Raw genomic sequence first — 17141 nt, 5'->3', positions numbered from 1 at the left:
AGGACCGACATGCACGAGACAGAGATCAACAACTACCTTGCCGTCATTAAGGTGGTCGGCGTCGGCGGCGGCGGTACCAACGCGGTCAATCGAATGATCGAAGAGGGCATCCGCGGCGTCGAGTTTGTTGCCATCAACACCGATGCTCAGGCACTCGCGATCTCTGATGCCGATATCAAGGTGCACATCGGCACCGACCTTACCCGCGGCCTGGGCGCCGGCGCCAACCCCGAGGTTGGCCGCAAGGCTGCCGATGAGTCCCGCGACGACATTGCCGAGGCGCTCGCTGGCGCCGACATGGTGTTCATCACCTGCGGCGAGGGCGGTGGCACCGGTACCGGCGCTGCTCCCATCGTTGCCGATATCGCGATGAACGAGGTCGGTGCGCTGACCGTCGCCGTCGTGACCAAGCCCTTCACCTTCGAGGGCCGCAAGCGCAAGAAGAGCGCCGAGGAGGGCATTAAGACCCTCTCCGATTGCGTCGACACCATGATCGTCATCCCTAACGATAAGCTGCTCGACATCGCCGAGAAGAAGACCACCATGCTCGAGGCCTTCGCGATTGCCGATGGCGTTCTTTCCCAGGGCACCCAGGGCATCACCGACCTCATCACCGTCCCCGGTATCATCAACCTGGACTTCGCCGATGTTAAGACCATCATGAAGCAGGCCGGTACCGCCATGATGGGTATCGGTACCTCTTCTGGGGATACCCGTGCCGTCGACGCTGCCCAGCAGGCCATCTCCAGCCCGCTGCTCGAGAGCTCCATCGATGGTGCCACGCGCGTGCTGCTCTCCATCGCCGGTTCCAAGGACCTGGGCATCCAGGAGATCAGCGACGCCGCCGACGTTGTCGCCAACGCCGTCGACCCCGAGGCCAACATCATCTTCGGTACCGTTGTCGACGAGTCCCTGGGCGATCAGGTGCGTATCACCGTCATCGCTACGGGCTTCTCCGACTCCAACGTCAACCGTCAGGACGAGCTCTTTGCTGCCCAGCAGTCTCAGAGCAAGGCCGCTGCCTCCGCTGAGCCGCAGCGCACCGCTCCTGCCACAAGCCCGGCTCAGGCCGCTCCGACCCGCAACGTCGGTGGCACCGAGCTTCCTAACTTCGGCAACGATCAGTTCGAGCTTCCCGACTTCCTGAAGCGCGGTAGCTTCTAAGTCGTTCTTTGCATTGTTGTGCACAGGGGCGTGTCCGTATGGGCGCGCCCTTTTTATTTCGACTTTGTAAACTAGAACCTCCAATCTCCTTACGTTCCCTTTACGATTGCCTCCAGCGCAGCAGGTATCCTTTAAGAGAAGTATGACAGCCATATAAACGCTGGCTGTAGCGGCGATGCCGCAATACTTGTGTTATTAGGAGGCTTTAGTATGGCAGCACGTGCGGACAACGTTTCGCGTGTCGACCATGATGGAGTTACGTTGGTGGAGGGCGCGACATCCGATGTTCGCTTTGCCTTCACCGAACGCGCCGGTGGTGTTTCCGAAGATGCGTACTCCTCACTCAACTTGGGCTCGCATGTTGGCGATGACCCCTTTGCTGTTCAAGAAAATCGTCGTCGCGCGCTCGAGGCTATGGGTGCCGCCGAGTGCGAGCACAACCTGCTCGTTCCCAATCAGGTCCATGGTGACCATATCGTTGCGGTGACCTCGAACGGCGCCGATGACCTTGAGGACGTTCGCGAGCAGATTGCCGAGGGCTGCGATGCCATCGTCTGCACGGCGCATAACGTACCCGTGCTACTCTGCTTTGCCGACTGCGTTCCCGTGGTGCTGGTGGCCCCTGGCGGATTTGCCGTGGTGCACTCCGGCTGGAAGGGCACGATTGCACGTATTTCCGCCAAGGCGTGCCAGGCGCTTTGCGATGCTGCCGGCTGCGATGCAAGTGACATCTCGGCCTATATCGGCCCCCATATCTTGGGTGACGAATATGAGGTATCCCAGGAACTCATGGATCGCTTTGCCGCCGAGTTCTCGTGCATCGATGCGAGCACCTCTCGCATGCTCAATCTTTCCGCTGCCATTTGCGAGGCGCTGGTAGATGTCGGTGTCGACGCGGATAATATCGTGGATACCCAGCTTTCGACCGTGCGTCAGAACGACCGCTTTTATTCCTACCGTAACGAGAACGGCACCTGTGGGCGCCATGCTGCGATCGGCGTGATGCTATGAGAAAGATCGTATCGGTCCTGAGCGCCGCTGTGCTTACGCTTACGCTGTGCGCCTGTTCTTCGGGATCTTCTACCTCTTCCATTACCGTCGCCGGCTCCACGACCTGCCTTCCTATCGCCGAGATTGCGGCCGAGGGTTTTAAGGAGGAGACCGGCATCGACGTGCTCGTTTCCGGTTTGGGTTCTTCCGCTGGCATCGAGGCTGTCAGCGCCGGCACGGCCGATATCGCCAGCTCCTCCCGTGGACTCAATGCCGACGAACAGGATCTGGGCCTGACTCCCATCGTCATTGCCCACGACGGTATCGCGGTCATCGTGAACGACGATAACCCGGTCGATAACCTCTCGACCGAGCAGCTCCGCGATATTTACGCCGGCAAGATCACCAACTGGAAAGAAGTCGGTGGCGAGGACCTGAGGATTCAGGTCATCAACCGAGATGAGGCGTCCGGCACGCGTGAGGCCTTTCGCACCATCGTGATGGACGGCACCCCGTTCGATCGCCGCTCGGCCGTTCTTTCGGGCACGGGCCAGGTGCGCGACGTGGTATCTCGTTCGCGCGGTGCCATTGGCTACATTTCGCTGGGCTTCGTCGATAGCCTCAACGCCAAGACCTCGGTCAAGGCCGTCTCGGTCAATCATGTTGAGGCGTCCGAGAAGACGGTCGCGAGCGGCGGCTATCCCATCTCACGCGACCTTTACTTCTTTGTGAAGGGTGCGCCTTCGCAGCAGGCGCAGGATTACATCGACTACGTGACGTCCGAAAAAATGGACAAGCAGATTCGTGAGGCGGGCTTTATCCCCGTCACCAACGACGAGAAGGGGAGTGAGTAGCATGGAAGCACAGGAAAACTCCCAGACTGAGCAGAATGTTCAGACGCCCAAGAAGCGCGAGCTGGCGCTCGTATCGCGCAGTACCTATATCAAGGAGAAGGCGCTGCAGTGGATCTTCTTTGCCTGCGCGTTCTTGGCGGTCGTTACCGTCATCCTGATTTTTGTCTTTACCACGTACTCGGCGCTGCCCGTCTTTACCGACATCGGTCTGGCGGAATTCTTTAGCTTTACGTGGGCGCCCTCTGAGGGCCACTACGGCATCATGTCGCTGCTTGCCGGCTCAGGTCTGGTGACCGTCGGTGCGCTCGCCATGGGCGTGCCGCTGGGCGTAGGTACGGCCGTGTACCTGGTCGAGATCGCCAGCAAGCGCGTGCGCAAGCTCATCAGCCCTGCCGTCGACCTGCTGGCCGGCATCCCTTCTATCATCTATGGTTTCTTTGGCATGATCATCATTCGTCCGTTTATCGCGCAACTGACCGGTGGTCTTGGTTTTGGTGCGCTGACAGCGTGGTTCGTGCTCGCCATCATGATCGTCCCTACCATCACGACGCTTACCATCGATGCCCTCAATTCCATTCCCATGGGCATTCGCGAGGCATCGTATGCCATGGGTGCTACTAAGTGGCAGACCATCTATAAGGTCGTGTTACCTGCCGCCAAGCTGGGTATCGTGGATGCCATCGTGCTGGGTATGGGCCGTGCCATCGGCGAGACCATGGCCGTGCTCATGGTCGTGGGTAACGCCCCGGTTATTCCCGACAGCATTGCGAGCCCCATCTCGACGCTCACGAGCCAGATTGCGCTCGACATGAGCTATTCCTCGGGTCTGCACCGCTCGGCGTTGTTCGGCATGGGCGTGGTCCTGTTTATCATCTCCGCCACGCTGGTGGGCATCGTTCGTCTGATTTCCAAGAAGAAGAGAGGGTAGGCTATGTCCGATTCCGTTGACACGACGGTCGATACGACCTCGTCGCGCGAGCGCATCAAGCGTGCCCTTTCCCACGGCAAGAAGGGCCGCATCAACAAGGGCCTGTCCAACAAGATCATGCTTGGCGTGTTTCGTGCCGCTGCCTACATCACCACGCTGGTGCTGGTCGCTATCATCGCCTACGTGGTCATTAACGGCCTGCCACATATCTCGCTCGACTTTATCTTCGGTTGGCCGCAGGGCGTCAACGCCGAGGGCGGTATTTGGCCCACGATCGTCTCGACCGTCTACGTGACGGCGCTCGCCATGCTTATCTGCACGCCGATCGCTGTGCTGGCAGCCGTCTATCTGGCCGAGTACGCCAAGCAGGGCAAGATCGTCGAGCTCATTCGCTACGCCGCTGACGCTTTGGCCTCGGTGCCCTCCATCGTTATGGGCTTGTTTGGCTACGCCTTGTTTGTCGAGGCTATGGGCCTGGGCCTTTCGATGGTCTCGGCCGCTCTGGCGCTCGCGCTCTTGATGCTTCCCATCGTCATGCGCACCACCGAGGAGGCTATTCGCGCCGTGCCGCGCTATATCCGTTGGGGCGCGTACGGCCTGGGCGCCACCAAGTGGCAGGTCGTTTCCAAGATCGTGCTCCCTTCTGCCTTTGGCCGCATCGCCACCGGTATCGTCCTTGCCATCGGCCGTGCCATCGGCGAGACTGCGGTGGTGCTTTACACCATGGGTCAGGCCATCAACCTGCCTATCTCGCCGCTTGATTCCGGTCGCCCCATGACGGTCCATCTGTACCTGCTTGCCAACGATGGCATCAACATGAACGCAGCCTATGGCACCGCGCTCTTGCTGATGGTGATCATTCTGGCCTTCAACCTGTTTGCGCGTTTCCTGTCGCGCAAGCGCCGCTAGTTAAGGAGTCCCATGTCCGTCTATCAGTCCGCTCCCACGCCGGAGCAAGCGGCCATCACGGCCAAGGATTTCAACTTTTGGTACGGTGACTTTCATGCGCTGACGGGGCTCGACCTCAACATCGCCAAAAACGCCATCACCTCCTTCATTGGCCCTTCGGGCTGCGGCAAGTCGACGTTTTTGCGCTGCATCAACCGCATGAATGACCTGATCGAGGGTACGCGCGTCGAGGGCACCATGACGCTTGACGGCAACGATATCTATGCCGAGGGCGTCGATCCGGTCGACCTCCGCCGTCGCGTTGGCATGATCTTTCAGCAGCCCAACCCGTTTCCCAAATCCATCTACGAGAATGTCGCCTTTGGCCCTCGTCTGCAGGGCGTGACTAGCAAAAGCGACCTCGATGACATCGTGGAAGAATCGCTCAAGCGCGCCAACCTCTGGAAAGAGGTATCCAATCAGCTCAACAAGGATGGTTTGGCGCTCTCGGGCGGTCAGCAGCAGCGTCTGTGCATCGCGCGCGTGCTTGCGGTGCAACCCGATGTCCTCCTGATGGACGAGCCCTGCTCCGCCATCGACCCCACTTCCGTCTCTAAGGTCGAGGATCTGATGGCCGAGCTGGCGCCCGAGATGACGATTATCATCGTCACGCATTCAATGCAGCAGGCAGCTCGTATCAGTGACTACACCGCGTTCTTCTTGCAGGAAGTTGCCGGCGAGCCCGCCACGCTTATCGAGTATGGTCAAACCGACGCGATCTTTACCAGCCCGGTGGACTCGCGGACGGAAGACTATATCACCGGCCGCTTTGGCTGATCGATGCGACTAGTCCCAAGTCGATCGGACCTGGTCCGGTGCGTATTCACTGTGCGGGCGGCATGACCGCACCCAACTGATTGGAGTGAACCATGCGCAAACTGTTTTCCCGTCAGCTCATCGAGGCCCGCCACGAGATGCTGAGCATCTACGAGGCCGTCGATCTGGCCCTCCACGATGCCGTGAAGGCCTATGTGACCGACGACCGCAAGCTCGCCACCAAGACCAAGAAGCGCACGCTTTCGATTGACGCGCGCTGCGCTAACTTGGAGGCCGTGTGCTACAACCTGATCGCCACGCAGTCACCGGTCGCCTCCGACTTCCGCTTGCTGCAGACGATTATCTACGTCGACTTTAACCTGCAGCGCATGACCGATAAGGTCCGTCAGATCTGCCGCGCCACGCGTCATATGATCAAGGCCGACATCTCGCTGCCCAAGGAGCTTGTCGGCACGGTTGAGGCCGAGGCTGAGGCCGTTTACCAGGTGCTGGGCTCTTCGCTTTCTGCGCTCGTCACCAATGACATGTCCATCATCTGCAACTTGGCCGTCGAGGACGAGCCAGTGCACGCCGCCTACGAGAAGTTCTTCCGCACCTTTAACCGCATGGATACGGGCGACTTTATGGACGACGACAGCAACTATGACGACCTGCGCCGCGCCATCATGGTTTCGCGCTACCTCGATCGCATCGCTTCGATTTCCATCGATGCCGCTTGCCGTCTGACCTTCCTGTTGACTGGTCAGCGCATGAATGCCGGCGATATCGCCCGCACTGATGAGGATGAGCTCGAGAGCATGCGCGTGCCTTCGGGCGAGGGTGTTATCATGAGGCCCGCCGTCGACGCTCGCTACGTTGCCAAGGTGCCCACTAACGAGGTCAGCGAGGGTCTTCGCTACCTGCTCGATCATCTTGAGGACGAGGACGATGGCGAGGACGACGAGGAGTAAGTAACCTCGTTCGTCGAAAGATTGTAAATACCTAAGTGAGCGCGGCCTTGCACATGCGGGGCCGCGCTCTTGCGATAGCATGGGACTACTTGTTTGGCTGTCAGCGGAGGCGATTGGCAATGGATAACTATTTGGACTTGATGCGCGCTCGCCGCGAGCAGATTCTGAAACGTTTTTATGCGGCGCTCGATCGCGCGGGCCGTCCCCACGACGCCGCGCGCCTCATTGCCGTGTCCAAGACCGTTGGTGTCGATGAGACCGTTGCCGCCATCCAGGCGGGGTATCGCCATTTTGCCGAGAATCGCCCGCAGGAGCTGGTTCGCAAGCTCACAGGTTTGGCGGAGCATCCGGAGCTGCCCGAGGTGCGCTTCGATATGATCGGCAACCTGCAGACCAATAAGATCAATGCGGTGCTGGGCTCAGCCGAGCTGATTCACTCGGTGGGTTCGCTGCATCTGGCGCAGGCGATCTCGAGCCGTGCTGCCCGCAAGATTGAGGCAGGCGAACTCGCCGGCCCCCAGCGTGTGCTCATTGAGGTCAATGTGAGTGGTGAGGAGTCAAAGGGAGGCTTTTCGCCCGATGAGATTCGCGCCGCCGCGGGTGAGCTTGCAGAACTTGAGGGAATTTGCGTACAGGGGCTTATGACTATGGCGCCCCGGGGGAATAAGGATGTGGCACGCCGCACCTTTGCGGGGCTTCGTGAGCTGAGGGATGAGCTGGAGGCGGCGCATCCCGATTTGAACCTGCCTGAGCTTTCCTGCGGTATGAGCGAGGACTTTGAGTCTGCCCTTGAGGAGGGCTCTACGCTCGTTCGCCTGGGCAGGGTAGTATTTAGCCCGGAGTTTGCAGTAAAATAAGGCTCTGAAGTGCGCACTGATTATCGGGGCGCCTGCACTAAACCGCGAGAGGACACAACCATGGGCTTCCTTGACGAGATTAAAAATAAGATGCACCTGGGCGGCCAGCAGGGTTACGACCAGGGTTATGGCCAGGACGACGACTACGGCTACGATGATGGCTATGACGATGGCTATCAGGGCAACGGCTACAGCGGTGCTTCGGGCGAGGGCTTCTACACCCAAGACGAGCCGAGCAACGGCCTGCTTGGTCAGACGCGCCGTGGTGAAGCTGAGTCGGTTGCCGTGTATACACGCTCCGGGCAGCTGGTCGGCGATGACTCCCGCCATGCCACGACGTATAACCCGCCTTCGCGCTCGCAGGACAGTGTTGCGAGCGGTTATCGTCCTGGTGCCTATGACACGCCGTCGAGCTACGCCGAGAACACCCGCGCCCGTGCCGCCGCTGCGCCTGCGCCTGCACCGAGCGATGCCTCGGCCTATGCGAGCAATATCATCAACGCCACACCGCAGCTGCCGGCCTATGTCCTGCGCCCCGAGAGCTATGACGACGTGGAGACCGTGGTGCGCCGCGTTCGCACCAAGCAGCCTGTCGCACTGATTTTTGTGGGCGTACGCACCGAAGTTGCCAAGCGCGTTTTGGACTTCTCTTACGGCTTTGCCTGCGGTCTGGGTGCCACGGTCAAGGAGGTGGGCGACCGCGTGTTCATGGTGCTGCCCGCCGGTTGCGAGGTCAAAGATTCCGATCTCAAGAAGCTTCGTGCCGACGGCTACCTTAAGTAAAGACAAGACGAGGAGATTCTCATCAACATCTACACTATCGTCCAGCTGGTCAATACGCTGTTCAACTTCTATTCCACGCTCATTGTCGTCTACTGCTTTATGACGTGGATTCCCATGAAGCAGGGTGGTTTGCTTCAGGATATTGCCGCGGTGCTTGATAGCGTGTGCGGTCCGTGGCTCAACCTGTTCCGTCGTTTCATCCCGCCGATGGGCGGTATCGATTTTTCGCCGGTCGTTGCGATTATTGCGTTGCAGTTGGTGCAGAGGCTGGTTCTGCAGCTTCTTATAGGTATACTCGTGTAGAACTGACTTAGTAACTTACGTCGGGCGTGTAGCGCCGAGGCGATGAAAAGGAGACTTGTTATGGCTATTACCCCTGCAGACATCCAGGCTCAGACTTTCTCTGAGGCCAAGCGTGGCTACGATCCTGCTGAGGTCGACGTCTTCTTGGAGACGCTGTCCTCCGAGGTTGACGCTATGCTCGCTAAGATCGTCGACCTTAAGGGTCGTCTGACTGCTACTGAGCAGCAGCTTGCCGATGCGCAGGCTCAGCTTGCCCAGGCTCAGGATGCCCCCGCCCAGGCCGTTCCTGCCGCCCCCGTTGCTGCTCCCGCCCCTGACTTCTCCGCTCAGGAGCGCCAGATTTCCGCTGCCCTGATCGCTGCCCAGCAGACCGCTGAGACCATCGTCAACGATGCCAACGAGAACGCTGAGCGTATTCGCAACGAGGCTGACGCCAAGGCCCGCGAGGTTATCCGCCAGGCTCTGACCGAAAAGCAGGCCGAGCTCGAGGAGATCGATCGACTCAAGGCCTCCCGTGAGGAGTTCAAGGCCGAGTATCTCAAGCTCATCCAGCACTTCATGGACGATGCCCAGAACTCCTTCCCGGCCGACCTCATGGCCTCCACGCCGGTCGGTTCTGCCGCTTCTCCTGCAGTGACTGTTCCCGCCGAGTCGCTGCCCGTCGCTGACCCGGTTGTCCCCGTGGCCGATCCCTTCGCCCCGATCGACAACTTTGCTGCCGACGACCTGGACTAACATTCGGCCTACAATTTAGTGCCTAGAAAGGACCCGCAGCTTGCGGGTCCTTTTTTATGACCGTGCCGGAGTGCGTAACATAAAAAACCGAGCCCTGCACATAATGGCGCAGAACTCGGCGAACGGGTGAGCGGTCAAGGGTAGGTTTTAAGGCATGTCCCAAAACCTACTTGAGGAGGAAGTCGGAGAGGGGAATGGTACGGGCCTCGTGATGCTCGGGATCGGCGATGTGGTCGGCAGGATATCCACAGACGAGCATGTGATAGGGATAGACGCCCTTGGGCAGATTGAACTGCTCCTGCGCCACCTCAGGCTTAAAATGGCATACCCAGCACGTTCCCAGGCCCTGCTCGGTGGCCTCCATCATCATCTGATCACACACGATTGAGGTGTCGATTTCACTAGAATTCATCTGGTCATAAGGGCGCACCCAAGCATCACCGGTAACGCTGCAAATAAGGAAGACAAGCGGAGCGCCAAAGATAGACTCATCACGAGCAAACCGAGGCTGACAAGCAGCTGCTTTCTCCAGAAGCTCAGGCGTATCCAACACCATCACACGGGTTGGATGATTATTACAAGCAGAAGGAGCAATACGCCCAGCCTCAACAATGGCATCCACAACAGCTTGCTCAACAGAACGATCCTCAAACTCGCGACAAGAATACCGAGACCGAGCCAGATCCAAATAAGACATACAAGCCTTCCTTCAATTAAAAGTCAAACAAATCCAAAGTAACCCAAAGAGTACCCAAAGCAGCAATCGGCCAAACGCTCATCAAGGGCCAAAGTGTCCGAACGGGTACCAAAGGTCCCTTCAGCCAAACCCCCATTGCGCTACAACTATCAGCCAAGGTTCCCAATGGTGGTACGTAAGGGAGCGGGCCCGACCACTAATACCTTTTGAACGACTCTGCTTGCAGCCGGAGTGAAAAAGGTATTAGTGGTCGGGCCCGCGACCGGTGGGATACGTGCCCCCAATTAACTGTTCTTCATGACAATCGAATCCACGACATCGGCCACATTCTCACAGCAGTCAGCGCAGTACTCCAGGAAGGCGTATACGTCACGCCAGGCGATGACCTCGAGCGGGTCCTTGCCGTTAACGTGCAGGTTGCGCATGGCGTTGATATAGAGCTCGTCGGCTTCGGACTCGATGGTGTTGATCTGGATGACGAGTTCGCGCAGGGTCTTGGACTTGCGGTAGTTGGGCAGCTCGACCATCAGGTCTTTCATGGCGCGGCAGGCGTCAGTCACCTTGTGGGCGATGACGATGGCGTCGGGATGGATGCTCTGGATGTTGGTGAAGTAGACGCGCTGCACGACGCCCTCGATGCGGTCGAGCACGGTGTCGAGTGAGCAGCTCATCAGATCCAGATCCTCGCGCTCGAGCGGGGTGATAAAGGCGGTGAGCAAGGCGTCCTCAAGCTCATGGTGCTTCTTGTCGGCCGCATGCTCGATCGCGTGCATCTTGTTGAGCATATCGTGAATCTTTGCGGGATCGAAGTTCTCGAAAATCTTGGTGAGCAGCTCTGCGGCCTGGACGGCGAGGTCGGCGCAGGCGACGTAGTTGTCAAAGTAGAACGAATCGGGTTTCTTTGCCATGAGTGGGTCCTTTCGAGGTGAAGACGGGTGGGCGAGGTAATGCAGTCCGGATGGACGTTCGGTTTGACTAGAGGAACATCATGAACAGCTTGGCCATGACAAAGCTGATGAGTCCGCAGGCGGGGAAGGTGAAGAACCAGGTGAACATCATGTCTTTGACGACGCCGAAGTTGATGGCTGAGAGGCGCTTGACGGCACCGACGCCCATGATGGCGCAGGTCTTGATGTGTGTGGAGGACACGGGGATGCCGGTAAGGGTGGCAAGCAGCAGGTTTGCGGCGCCTGCGAGGTCGGCGGAGAAGCCCTGATACTTTTCGAGCTTGACCATGCTCTGGCCGACGGACTTGATGATGCGCTCGCCGCCCACGCTGGTGCCGATACCCATAGTGGCCGAGCACAGCAGCATAATCCAGATGGGGATGCCTGCATCGCCGACGCTCGTCTGGCCGCTGGCAAAGGCCACGCCTAAAAAGAGCACGCCGATGAACTTCTGTCCATCCTGCGCGCCGTGCATAAAGCTCATGGCCGCAGCGCTCGCGATCTGAGCGTATTTAAAGAAGACATTGGCACGTCGCCTGTTGGCGGCGGCGAAAAGAATCGAGACGAGCTTGCACAGGACCCAGCCCATGACAAAGCCCAGGCCGATGGAGAGCGCCAGACCGTAGATGACCTTCATCCACTCGTGGACGTTGACGCTGCTCGCACCGCCGAGGGCGATGGCGGCACCGGTCAGGCCGGCGATAAGGCTGTGGCTTTGCGAGGTGGGGATGCCAAAACGCGACGCTGTGGCGCCGTAGACGACGATGGAGAACAGCGCCGCGCATAGGCAGGCGAGCGCCATGGTGCTGTTTCCGCCAAAGTCGACGATATGTGAGATGGTGTTGGCGACGCTCGCGTTAAAGTGCGTCATGATGAGCACGCCGAGGAAGTTGAATGCGGCGCTCATGAGAATGGCGGCGCGGGCGGGCATGCAACGCGTAGTGACGCAGGTCGCGATGGCGTTGGGCGCGTCGGTCCATCCATTGACGAAGATGGCGCCCAACGCGAGGATCACGGTGACGGCAAGGACTGGGTTCGACACAATTTGGCCGAGGAAGGTTGAGAACGTTACGTCCATATATGGGCTTTCTCGAAGTTTGCAGACACGTTACAAAAACATGATAAATCGTATCACCTCCTGCGGGTCTCTTTACCGAGTTCTGATGGGAGAAGTGAACTTTTTGGCACTAAAATTGAATATTAGCCCTGTTGACCGCGGGTGTTCTTTTTGCTAACACGCCATGCGGACACGTGCGATTACTACGACACTCCAAAACCACAGTCTGTTCGCTTTACAACATGCAAACATGCGTTCGATAATAGGAGGCATGGAATATCGACAGACAGATGGCAAAACTCGGCGCGTGCACAAGCAGTATGTGGACGTCGTGGCTCGCATCCTCGCGGGCGGACAGGTCGTGCCGGTCACCGTCTGCTGGGTCGACGGTCGTTGCTTTACGATTGACGAGATTGTCTCGACCACTGGGTTTGGCCTGACGGTTCACGGCATCCGTACGGCAACCTATAAGGTGCGTTTTGGCGGGCACGCGACCGAGTTGTATCTGGAGGACCAGACGCGCGAACGACCAGATGGTTCGCAGGCCCATCTGATGCGTTGGTGGGTGTGGGCATTCGACCGTACGCTCGAGGGCGAGCGCCGTGGGTAAGGACGTACGGCATTCGGGTACAATGACAGGAATCTTGTCACCTGCTGCGCCGTCTTTCACGGCACTTTTTGAAAGGACGAACCTATGAACGATATCCAGGGCTATCAGAACGGCCCCGTCGAGAGCGGCGCAAGCCGCGCCAAGGAGATGTCGCCGCGCGCGTACAACCTTGTCATGTCTGCCCTGATCTTTTTGGGCTTTTGCGCCATGGACGTCGGTGCTTACTTTACGAGCACCATGTCGTTTGCGCGCATGATGATGAGCGGCGCCGCTTTGCCGCTGGTCTTTGGCTCATTTATTTTGACCATCGTCGGCATGGTCATGATGTCGGCCGCCGCCAGCAAGCAGTCCGTGGGCCTGTCCCTTGTGGGCTACGTAATCTTTGCGAGCACCTTTGGCCTGACCGCGTCGTTTGGCCTTGCCAACTACGACCTGCCCACCATCAACACTGCCTTTATCGCCACGGCCGCCATCACCTTTGTCTTTGGCGCCTTGGGCGTGACGTTCCCCAAGTTTTTCCAGCGCGTATATGGCATCGGTTTTGGCATTCTGCTCGCTACTATTCTGGTTGAGATCGTGCTGATGTTCATGGGCGTCTCACAGACCATCACCGACCTGATCGTGATCGTGGTGTTCGCCGGCTTTATTGGCTACGACACCTATGTTGCCACGACGGTGCCGCCTACGCTGCCCAACGCCGTGCTTATGGCCTCTAACCTGTTCGTGGATATTATCAACGTGTTCCTGCGCATTCTGAACATCCTCGGCCGTCGCGACTAGTGGCGAATTGCGGCGGTGCTTGCCGTGCGTGCAAATCGATGCGAAAGGCGGTCCTTCGGGGCCGTCTTTTTTGTACGCGGCGGGGTATCATGGATGGGAAAAGCCGATAGCGGCAGAGACCGAGAAAGGTGACCACTTATGGCAGACGTCGACAACAGGAACCGTAACCGCAGGTCCAACCGAGCGGGTCAGCCCAATCCCAAGCGCGAGGCCCGTGCCAAGGCCGCCGAGCGTCACGTGGCAACTGTGTCCGAAGCGTGCGCCAAGGATATCGAGCGTTCGCTTGCCGGTGTTCGCGAGTTTGACGGTATGCCTGCCGGCTTTGTCTCGGCGATGAAGGCCAAGGTTCAGAGTGCTGTGGCCACCGAAGAACAGGTTGCCGAGGACGTCGAGGGCGCGGAGGCTGCCGAGGTCGAGGCAGCGCTCGAGCCCGTCGAGGAGCCTGCCGAGGAAATCGCCGAAGCTGAGTCCGCGCCTGCTGAGGAGCCCGCTCCGGTTCTGCCCGAGGTCACCGTGCTCGATGCCTCCACCACGCAGGCCATCTTGGACAACGGTCGTGGCTATGCGCAGTTCTGCGACATGGCCGTGCTCGCCTTTGCCTCGTTCACCAATCCGGGCGGTGGCTATATTCAGGGTTATCTGGGCCAGGAGGCCACGCTGTGCGCCGATTCGTATCTGTACAACGTTCTCGATAAGCAGCGCAAATGGTACGGCGAGAACCGTCGCCGCAACATCAACTGCGAGCTTTACCGAAACCGTGCGCTGGTGGTGCCTGCGGTGCGCTTCGACCGCAACCACGTGCATGCATACGCCGACGTGATCGTGGCCGCCGCGCCCAACGTTAAGCGCGCCCGCCAGGAGTATCGCGTGAGCGACGATGCTCTGCTGGATGCCCTGCGCGACCGCATTCGCTTTGTGCTTGCCATCTGCGACGAGCTAGGTCGCGAGAAGCTCGTGCTGGGCGCTTGGGGCTGCGACAACAACGGCTTTGACGCAGAGGCCGTGGCCGAGCTCTTCCGCAAGGAGCTCGCGTCGGGCGACTTTAAGGTCAAGCAAGTCTTCTTTGCCGTGCCTTCTACGCGCTGGGATGAGGATTTTGCCAAGTTCGAGCACGTGCTGGCAAACTTCCCCGAGCGCAACGAGGAGTCCTATGCCCAGGTTGCCGCTCGCGCTGCGGCAGCTCGCGCCGCCGAGCAGATCCAAGCTGCTACCGAGGATGATGAGGACGAGGACGACTGGCGCAAGTACCTGTAATCGGTACGTGCTGACAGATGGGTCGAGCCGGCGGGAGAGGCTGCTTCCGTCGGTTTTTTACTGAGCGAGGGGCTTACGATGAAAAACGTTCTATGCTTTGGCGACAGCAACACCTATGGTTACGATCCGGCGGGCATGCGCGACGGCACCGCGGTGCGCTATGCGCAGGATGTGCGCTGGTGCGGCGTGGCCCAACGTGACTTAGGCGAGGGCTGGCATGTAATTGAAGAAGGCCTCAACGGCCGCACGACGGTACACGACGACATGTGCCATCTGAACACCAATCTTAACGGCATCCGCGCACTGCCGATGCTGCTCGAGGCCCATAAGCCGCTGGATGCGATCGTTATTATGCTGGGAACCAACGATTGCAAGACGGTCTTTGGTGTGACGGCCTCCGATATTGCCCGTGGCACCATGGCGCTGATTCGCGCGGTGCGTGCATTTCCCTGGACCAATGCTGCACCCTGCCCGCGTATTCTGCTGATGGCACCTATCAAGATCAAGCCGCAAATCGCCGATGTATATATGACCGATTTTGACGAGCGTTCCGTCGAGGCCTCGGAGCATTTTGCTGAATACTATGCGCACGTAGCCGAGCAGTTTGGCTGCGACTTTTTGAATGCAGCGGAGTTTGCCGAGCCGGGCGATATCGACTATCTGCATATGATGCCCGAAAGCCATGAGAGCCTGGGTCACGCCGTGGCAGCCAAGCTCAAAGAGATGCTCGGTGAGTAGCACGGCCCCAAGCCACCGCAAAGGGGACAGGCGCCTTTGCGGTGGTTTTGCCCGGGTAAACGAACGGATTGGCTGCCATATGGGCATGGACGAGCTCATCGACCTCTTTGCCGAGGGCGATGAGCTCGTCTCCAATACCGCTTTTGAGGATTTGGATCTTGCCTACGACGTGGCGAACGGCGCGACCTTCGATGGCGTTGTGTTCCGATCTTGCGAGTTCGATAGCGTTGACTGGAGCGGCTCGACGTTTCGCGACGTGGTGTTTCGCGGTTGCCGCTTTATCCGCTGCAACATGGAAGGCTGCTGGCTCAGCCGCTGCGACTTCGTTGACTGCTCGGCACCGGGACTCAACTTGCTCAAGGCGCGCCTGTCGAGCGTGTCGTTTGGATCGTGCGATTTGAGCTATGCGAACCTTTCGGAGGGACGCATTGGCCCCATGGCTGCGCGTGACACGCGTTTGACCGAGGCCGCACTCCAGGGGGCAAAGCTGGGGCAATTGCGCTTGGACGGCTGCGACCTGACGCGAATCGATGTGTTCAAGACGCCGCTTTCCGGCGTGGATGTATCGCGATGCGCGTTCGCGGCTCCTGTCATCTCGGGCGACTACCGTGAGCTGCGGGGCCTGACGGTCAATGCCGAGCAGGCGCTGGCGCTCTCGGGTTTGTTGGGAATTCAACTCGCCGACGGCTAGACGTCAAAAAGGAAAAACCGCCGCAAAGGTGCCTGTCCCCTTTGCGGTGGTTTTGGGCTGCGAATCTTAATATTGCCACATGTGGTTGACGGGGCCGGAACCTTTGCCCATGTTCAGGCCGGCGGCCAGAGCGCCTGTCAGGTATGCCTTGCCTGCGTTGACGGCGTCGGCAAGATCCATGCCCTGGGCCAGCGCGCAGGCGATGGCGGACGAGAGCGTGCAACCGGTGCCATGCGTGTTGCCGGTCTCGATGCGCTTGTGGCGGAACCACGTGGTGAGCGGATCGCCCAGGTGGTTGCCCTCGTCATCGAGCGGCGCGGGCTCTGCTAGCACATCGTTGGCCTCGTTGACAAAATGCCCGCCCTTAACGAGAGACGCGCAGCCAAAGCGGCGGGTGAGAAGCATGGCGGCATTTTGCTGAGTGCGCTCGGAATCGACCTCATAATCGAGCAACGCCATGGCCTCGGGAATATTGGGCGTGATGACGGTTGCTAGCGGGAACAGGCGGCGGGTGAGCGCCTCGGCGGCATCTTCGGCAATCAGCCGTGCGCCCGAGGTGGCTACCATGACGGGGTCGACTACCACGTTTGTCGCGTTCCAGGCGCTCAGGCGGTCGGCGATAACATCGATAATCTCGACAGAAGAAACCATGCCGATCTTGACGGCGCTGGGGCGGATATCGTCAAAAACGGCGTCAATTTGCGCGGCTACGATATCTGGTGAGATATCCTGCACGGCGGTGACGCCCAGTGTGTTTTGCGCTGTGATGGCGGTGATGGCCGTCTCGGCATACAGGCGGTGCGCCGTGATGGTCTTGATGTCGGCCTGAATGCCGGCGCCACCGCTGGAATCGGATCCCGCGATGGACAGGACGGTAGGTACCTTACTACGATCCATGTTCGCTCCCTTGTTCGGTCGGAATCAAATGGGTCTTTAAGCCAGCATTATAAAGATGCCCGGGCCGACTCTATGTCGAACCCGGGCGGGCGATGCAATCTTTACGCAAATGCAAGCAAATGTTCACACGTCAACAATTGACAGGCACCAGCTCGCCGCCAGAGGCGGCCGCGGCGACAGG

The 17141-nt window shown here is 59.2% G+C and carries 20 protein-coding genes; 16 read left to right on the top strand and 4 right to left on the bottom strand.

All coding sequences use genetic code 11. The features are described from left to right. Nucleotides 1-9: 9 nt before the first annotated feature. The 11 genes from ftsZ (at nucleotide 10) to ABHT90_RS06010 (ending at nucleotide 9289) form a co-directional block, all read left to right on the top strand. Nucleotides 10-1164 (top strand): cell division protein FtsZ, encoded by a 1155-nt coding sequence (gene ftsZ, locus ABHT90_RS06060; RefSeq protein ID WP_022094491.1) that lies wholly within the window; start codon nucleotides 10-12, stop codon nucleotides 1162-1164. A gap of 210 nt (nucleotides 1165-1374) precedes the next feature. Next, entirely contained in the window at nucleotides 1375-2175 is an 801-nt protein-coding gene (locus tag ABHT90_RS06055; RefSeq protein WP_316364737.1) for a purine nucleoside phosphorylase YfiH/LACC1 family protein, read from the top strand. Beyond that, nucleotides 2172-3008: a phosphate ABC transporter substrate-binding protein gene (locus ABHT90_RS06050; RefSeq protein ID WP_055251678.1), complete on the top strand. Its 837-nt coding sequence runs from the start codon at nucleotides 2172-2174 to the stop codon at nucleotides 3006-3008. Before ABHT90_RS06055 ends, ABHT90_RS06050 begins: the two co-directional genes overlap by 4 nt. Before the next feature lies 1 nt (nucleotide 3009). Further along, a complete protein-coding gene (gene pstC / locus ABHT90_RS06045) occupies nucleotides 3010-3936 on the top strand; it encodes a phosphate ABC transporter permease subunit PstC (protein ID WP_346981943.1) in 927 nt (308 codons plus the stop codon). A gap of 3 nt (nucleotides 3937-3939) precedes the next feature. Beyond that, on the top strand, nucleotides 3940-4845 hold the full coding sequence (pstA, locus tag ABHT90_RS06040) for a phosphate ABC transporter permease PstA (protein ID WP_346981942.1): 906 nt from the start codon (nucleotides 3940-3942) through the stop codon (nucleotides 4843-4845). A gap of 12 nt (nucleotides 4846-4857) precedes the next feature. After that, nucleotides 4858-5661, top strand: a complete 804-nt coding sequence (gene pstB, locus ABHT90_RS06035) for a phosphate ABC transporter ATP-binding protein PstB (RefSeq protein WP_035137966.1) — start codon at nucleotides 4858-4860, stop codon at nucleotides 5659-5661. Between the two features lie 92 nt (nucleotides 5662-5753). Continuing rightward, nucleotides 5754-6611 carry a phosphate signaling complex PhoU family protein gene (locus tag ABHT90_RS06030; RefSeq protein WP_346981941.1) on the top strand — a complete coding sequence of 286 codons (858 nt, stop codon included), beginning with the start codon at nucleotides 5754-5756 and terminating at the stop codon, nucleotides 6609-6611. A gap of 119 nt (nucleotides 6612-6730) precedes the next feature. Next, complete coding sequence (locus ABHT90_RS06025; RefSeq protein WP_346981940.1) at nucleotides 6731-7468, top strand: YggS family pyridoxal phosphate-dependent enzyme; 738 nt, start codon at nucleotides 6731-6733, stop codon at nucleotides 7466-7468. A gap of 60 nt (nucleotides 7469-7528) precedes the next feature. After that, on the top strand, nucleotides 7529-8251 hold the full coding sequence (locus ABHT90_RS06020; RefSeq protein ID WP_022094497.1) for a cell division protein SepF: 723 nt from the start codon (nucleotides 7529-7531) through the stop codon (nucleotides 8249-8251). A 15-nt stretch (nucleotides 8252-8266) separates the two neighbouring features. Continuing rightward, nucleotides 8267-8554: a YggT family protein gene (locus ABHT90_RS06015; protein ID WP_346981952.1), complete on the top strand. Its 288-nt coding sequence runs from the start codon at nucleotides 8267-8269 to the stop codon at nucleotides 8552-8554. 60 nt (nucleotides 8555-8614) lie between these two features. Then, complete coding sequence (locus tag ABHT90_RS06010; protein WP_346981939.1) at nucleotides 8615-9289, top strand: DivIVA domain-containing protein; 675 nt, start codon at nucleotides 8615-8617, stop codon at nucleotides 9287-9289. Between the two features lie 166 nt (nucleotides 9290-9455). On the opposite strand, the gene ABHT90_RS06005 is transcribed toward ABHT90_RS06010, so the two are convergent. The 3 genes from ABHT90_RS06005 to ABHT90_RS05995 form a co-directional block, all read right to left on the bottom strand. Beyond that, nucleotides 9456-9986, bottom strand: a complete 531-nt coding sequence (locus ABHT90_RS06005) for a nitroreductase family protein (RefSeq protein WP_346981938.1) — start codon at nucleotides 9984-9986, stop codon at nucleotides 9456-9458. A gap of 284 nt (nucleotides 9987-10270) precedes the next feature. Beyond that, the gene (locus ABHT90_RS06000; RefSeq protein WP_006234238.1) at nucleotides 10271-10894 is read right to left on the bottom strand and encodes a DUF47 domain-containing protein; all 624 of its coding nucleotides are present in this window, start codon (nucleotides 10892-10894) and stop codon (nucleotides 10271-10273) included. Nucleotides 10895-10961: 67 nt separating this feature from the next. Beyond that, on the bottom strand, nucleotides 10962-12011 hold the full coding sequence (locus ABHT90_RS05995) for an inorganic phosphate transporter (protein WP_006234237.1): 1050 nt from the start codon (nucleotides 12009-12011) through the stop codon (nucleotides 10962-10964). A 250-nt stretch (nucleotides 12012-12261) separates the two neighbouring features. Here ABHT90_RS05995 and ABHT90_RS05990 point away from each other — a divergent pair, with 250 nt between their 5' ends. The 5 genes from ABHT90_RS05990 (at nucleotide 12262) to ABHT90_RS05970 (ending at nucleotide 16063) form a co-directional block, all read left to right on the top strand. Further along, nucleotides 12262-12600 (top strand): hypothetical protein, encoded by a 339-nt coding sequence (locus ABHT90_RS05990; protein WP_006234236.1) that lies wholly within the window; start codon nucleotides 12262-12264, stop codon nucleotides 12598-12600. Between the two features lie 84 nt (nucleotides 12601-12684). Beyond that, nucleotides 12685-13380: a Bax inhibitor-1 family protein gene (locus tag ABHT90_RS05985; protein WP_346981937.1), complete on the top strand. Its 696-nt coding sequence runs from the start codon at nucleotides 12685-12687 to the stop codon at nucleotides 13378-13380. 138 nt (nucleotides 13381-13518) lie between these two features. After that, on the top strand, nucleotides 13519-14634 hold the full coding sequence (locus ABHT90_RS05980; protein ID WP_055286096.1) for a TIGR02452 family protein: 1116 nt from the start codon (nucleotides 13519-13521) through the stop codon (nucleotides 14632-14634). Nucleotides 14635-14712: 78 nt separating this feature from the next. Continuing rightward, entirely contained in the window at nucleotides 14713-15372 is a 660-nt protein-coding gene (locus tag ABHT90_RS05975) for an SGNH/GDSL hydrolase family protein (RefSeq protein WP_346981936.1), read from the top strand. Between the two features lie 79 nt (nucleotides 15373-15451). Further along, nucleotides 15452-16063 (top strand): pentapeptide repeat-containing protein, encoded by a 612-nt coding sequence (locus ABHT90_RS05970; RefSeq protein ID WP_346981935.1) that lies wholly within the window; start codon nucleotides 15452-15454, stop codon nucleotides 16061-16063. Nucleotides 16064-16129: 66 nt separating this feature from the next. On the opposite strand, the gene thiD is transcribed toward ABHT90_RS05970, so the two are convergent. Further along, a complete protein-coding gene (gene thiD, locus ABHT90_RS05965) occupies nucleotides 16130-16960 on the bottom strand; it encodes a bifunctional hydroxymethylpyrimidine kinase/phosphomethylpyrimidine kinase (protein ID WP_138112205.1) in 831 nt (276 codons plus the stop codon). Nucleotides 16961-17141: the final 181 nt, after the last annotated feature.

Origin of the sequence: Collinsella aerofaciens (genome assembly GCF_039758815.1) — a bacterium.
Lineage (GTDB): Bacteria > Actinomycetota > Coriobacteriia > Coriobacteriales > Coriobacteriaceae > Collinsella > Collinsella aerofaciens_BP.
Note: the sequence above shows the minus strand (reverse complement) of the source record. Positions and strands in the feature narration are given on the sequence as shown.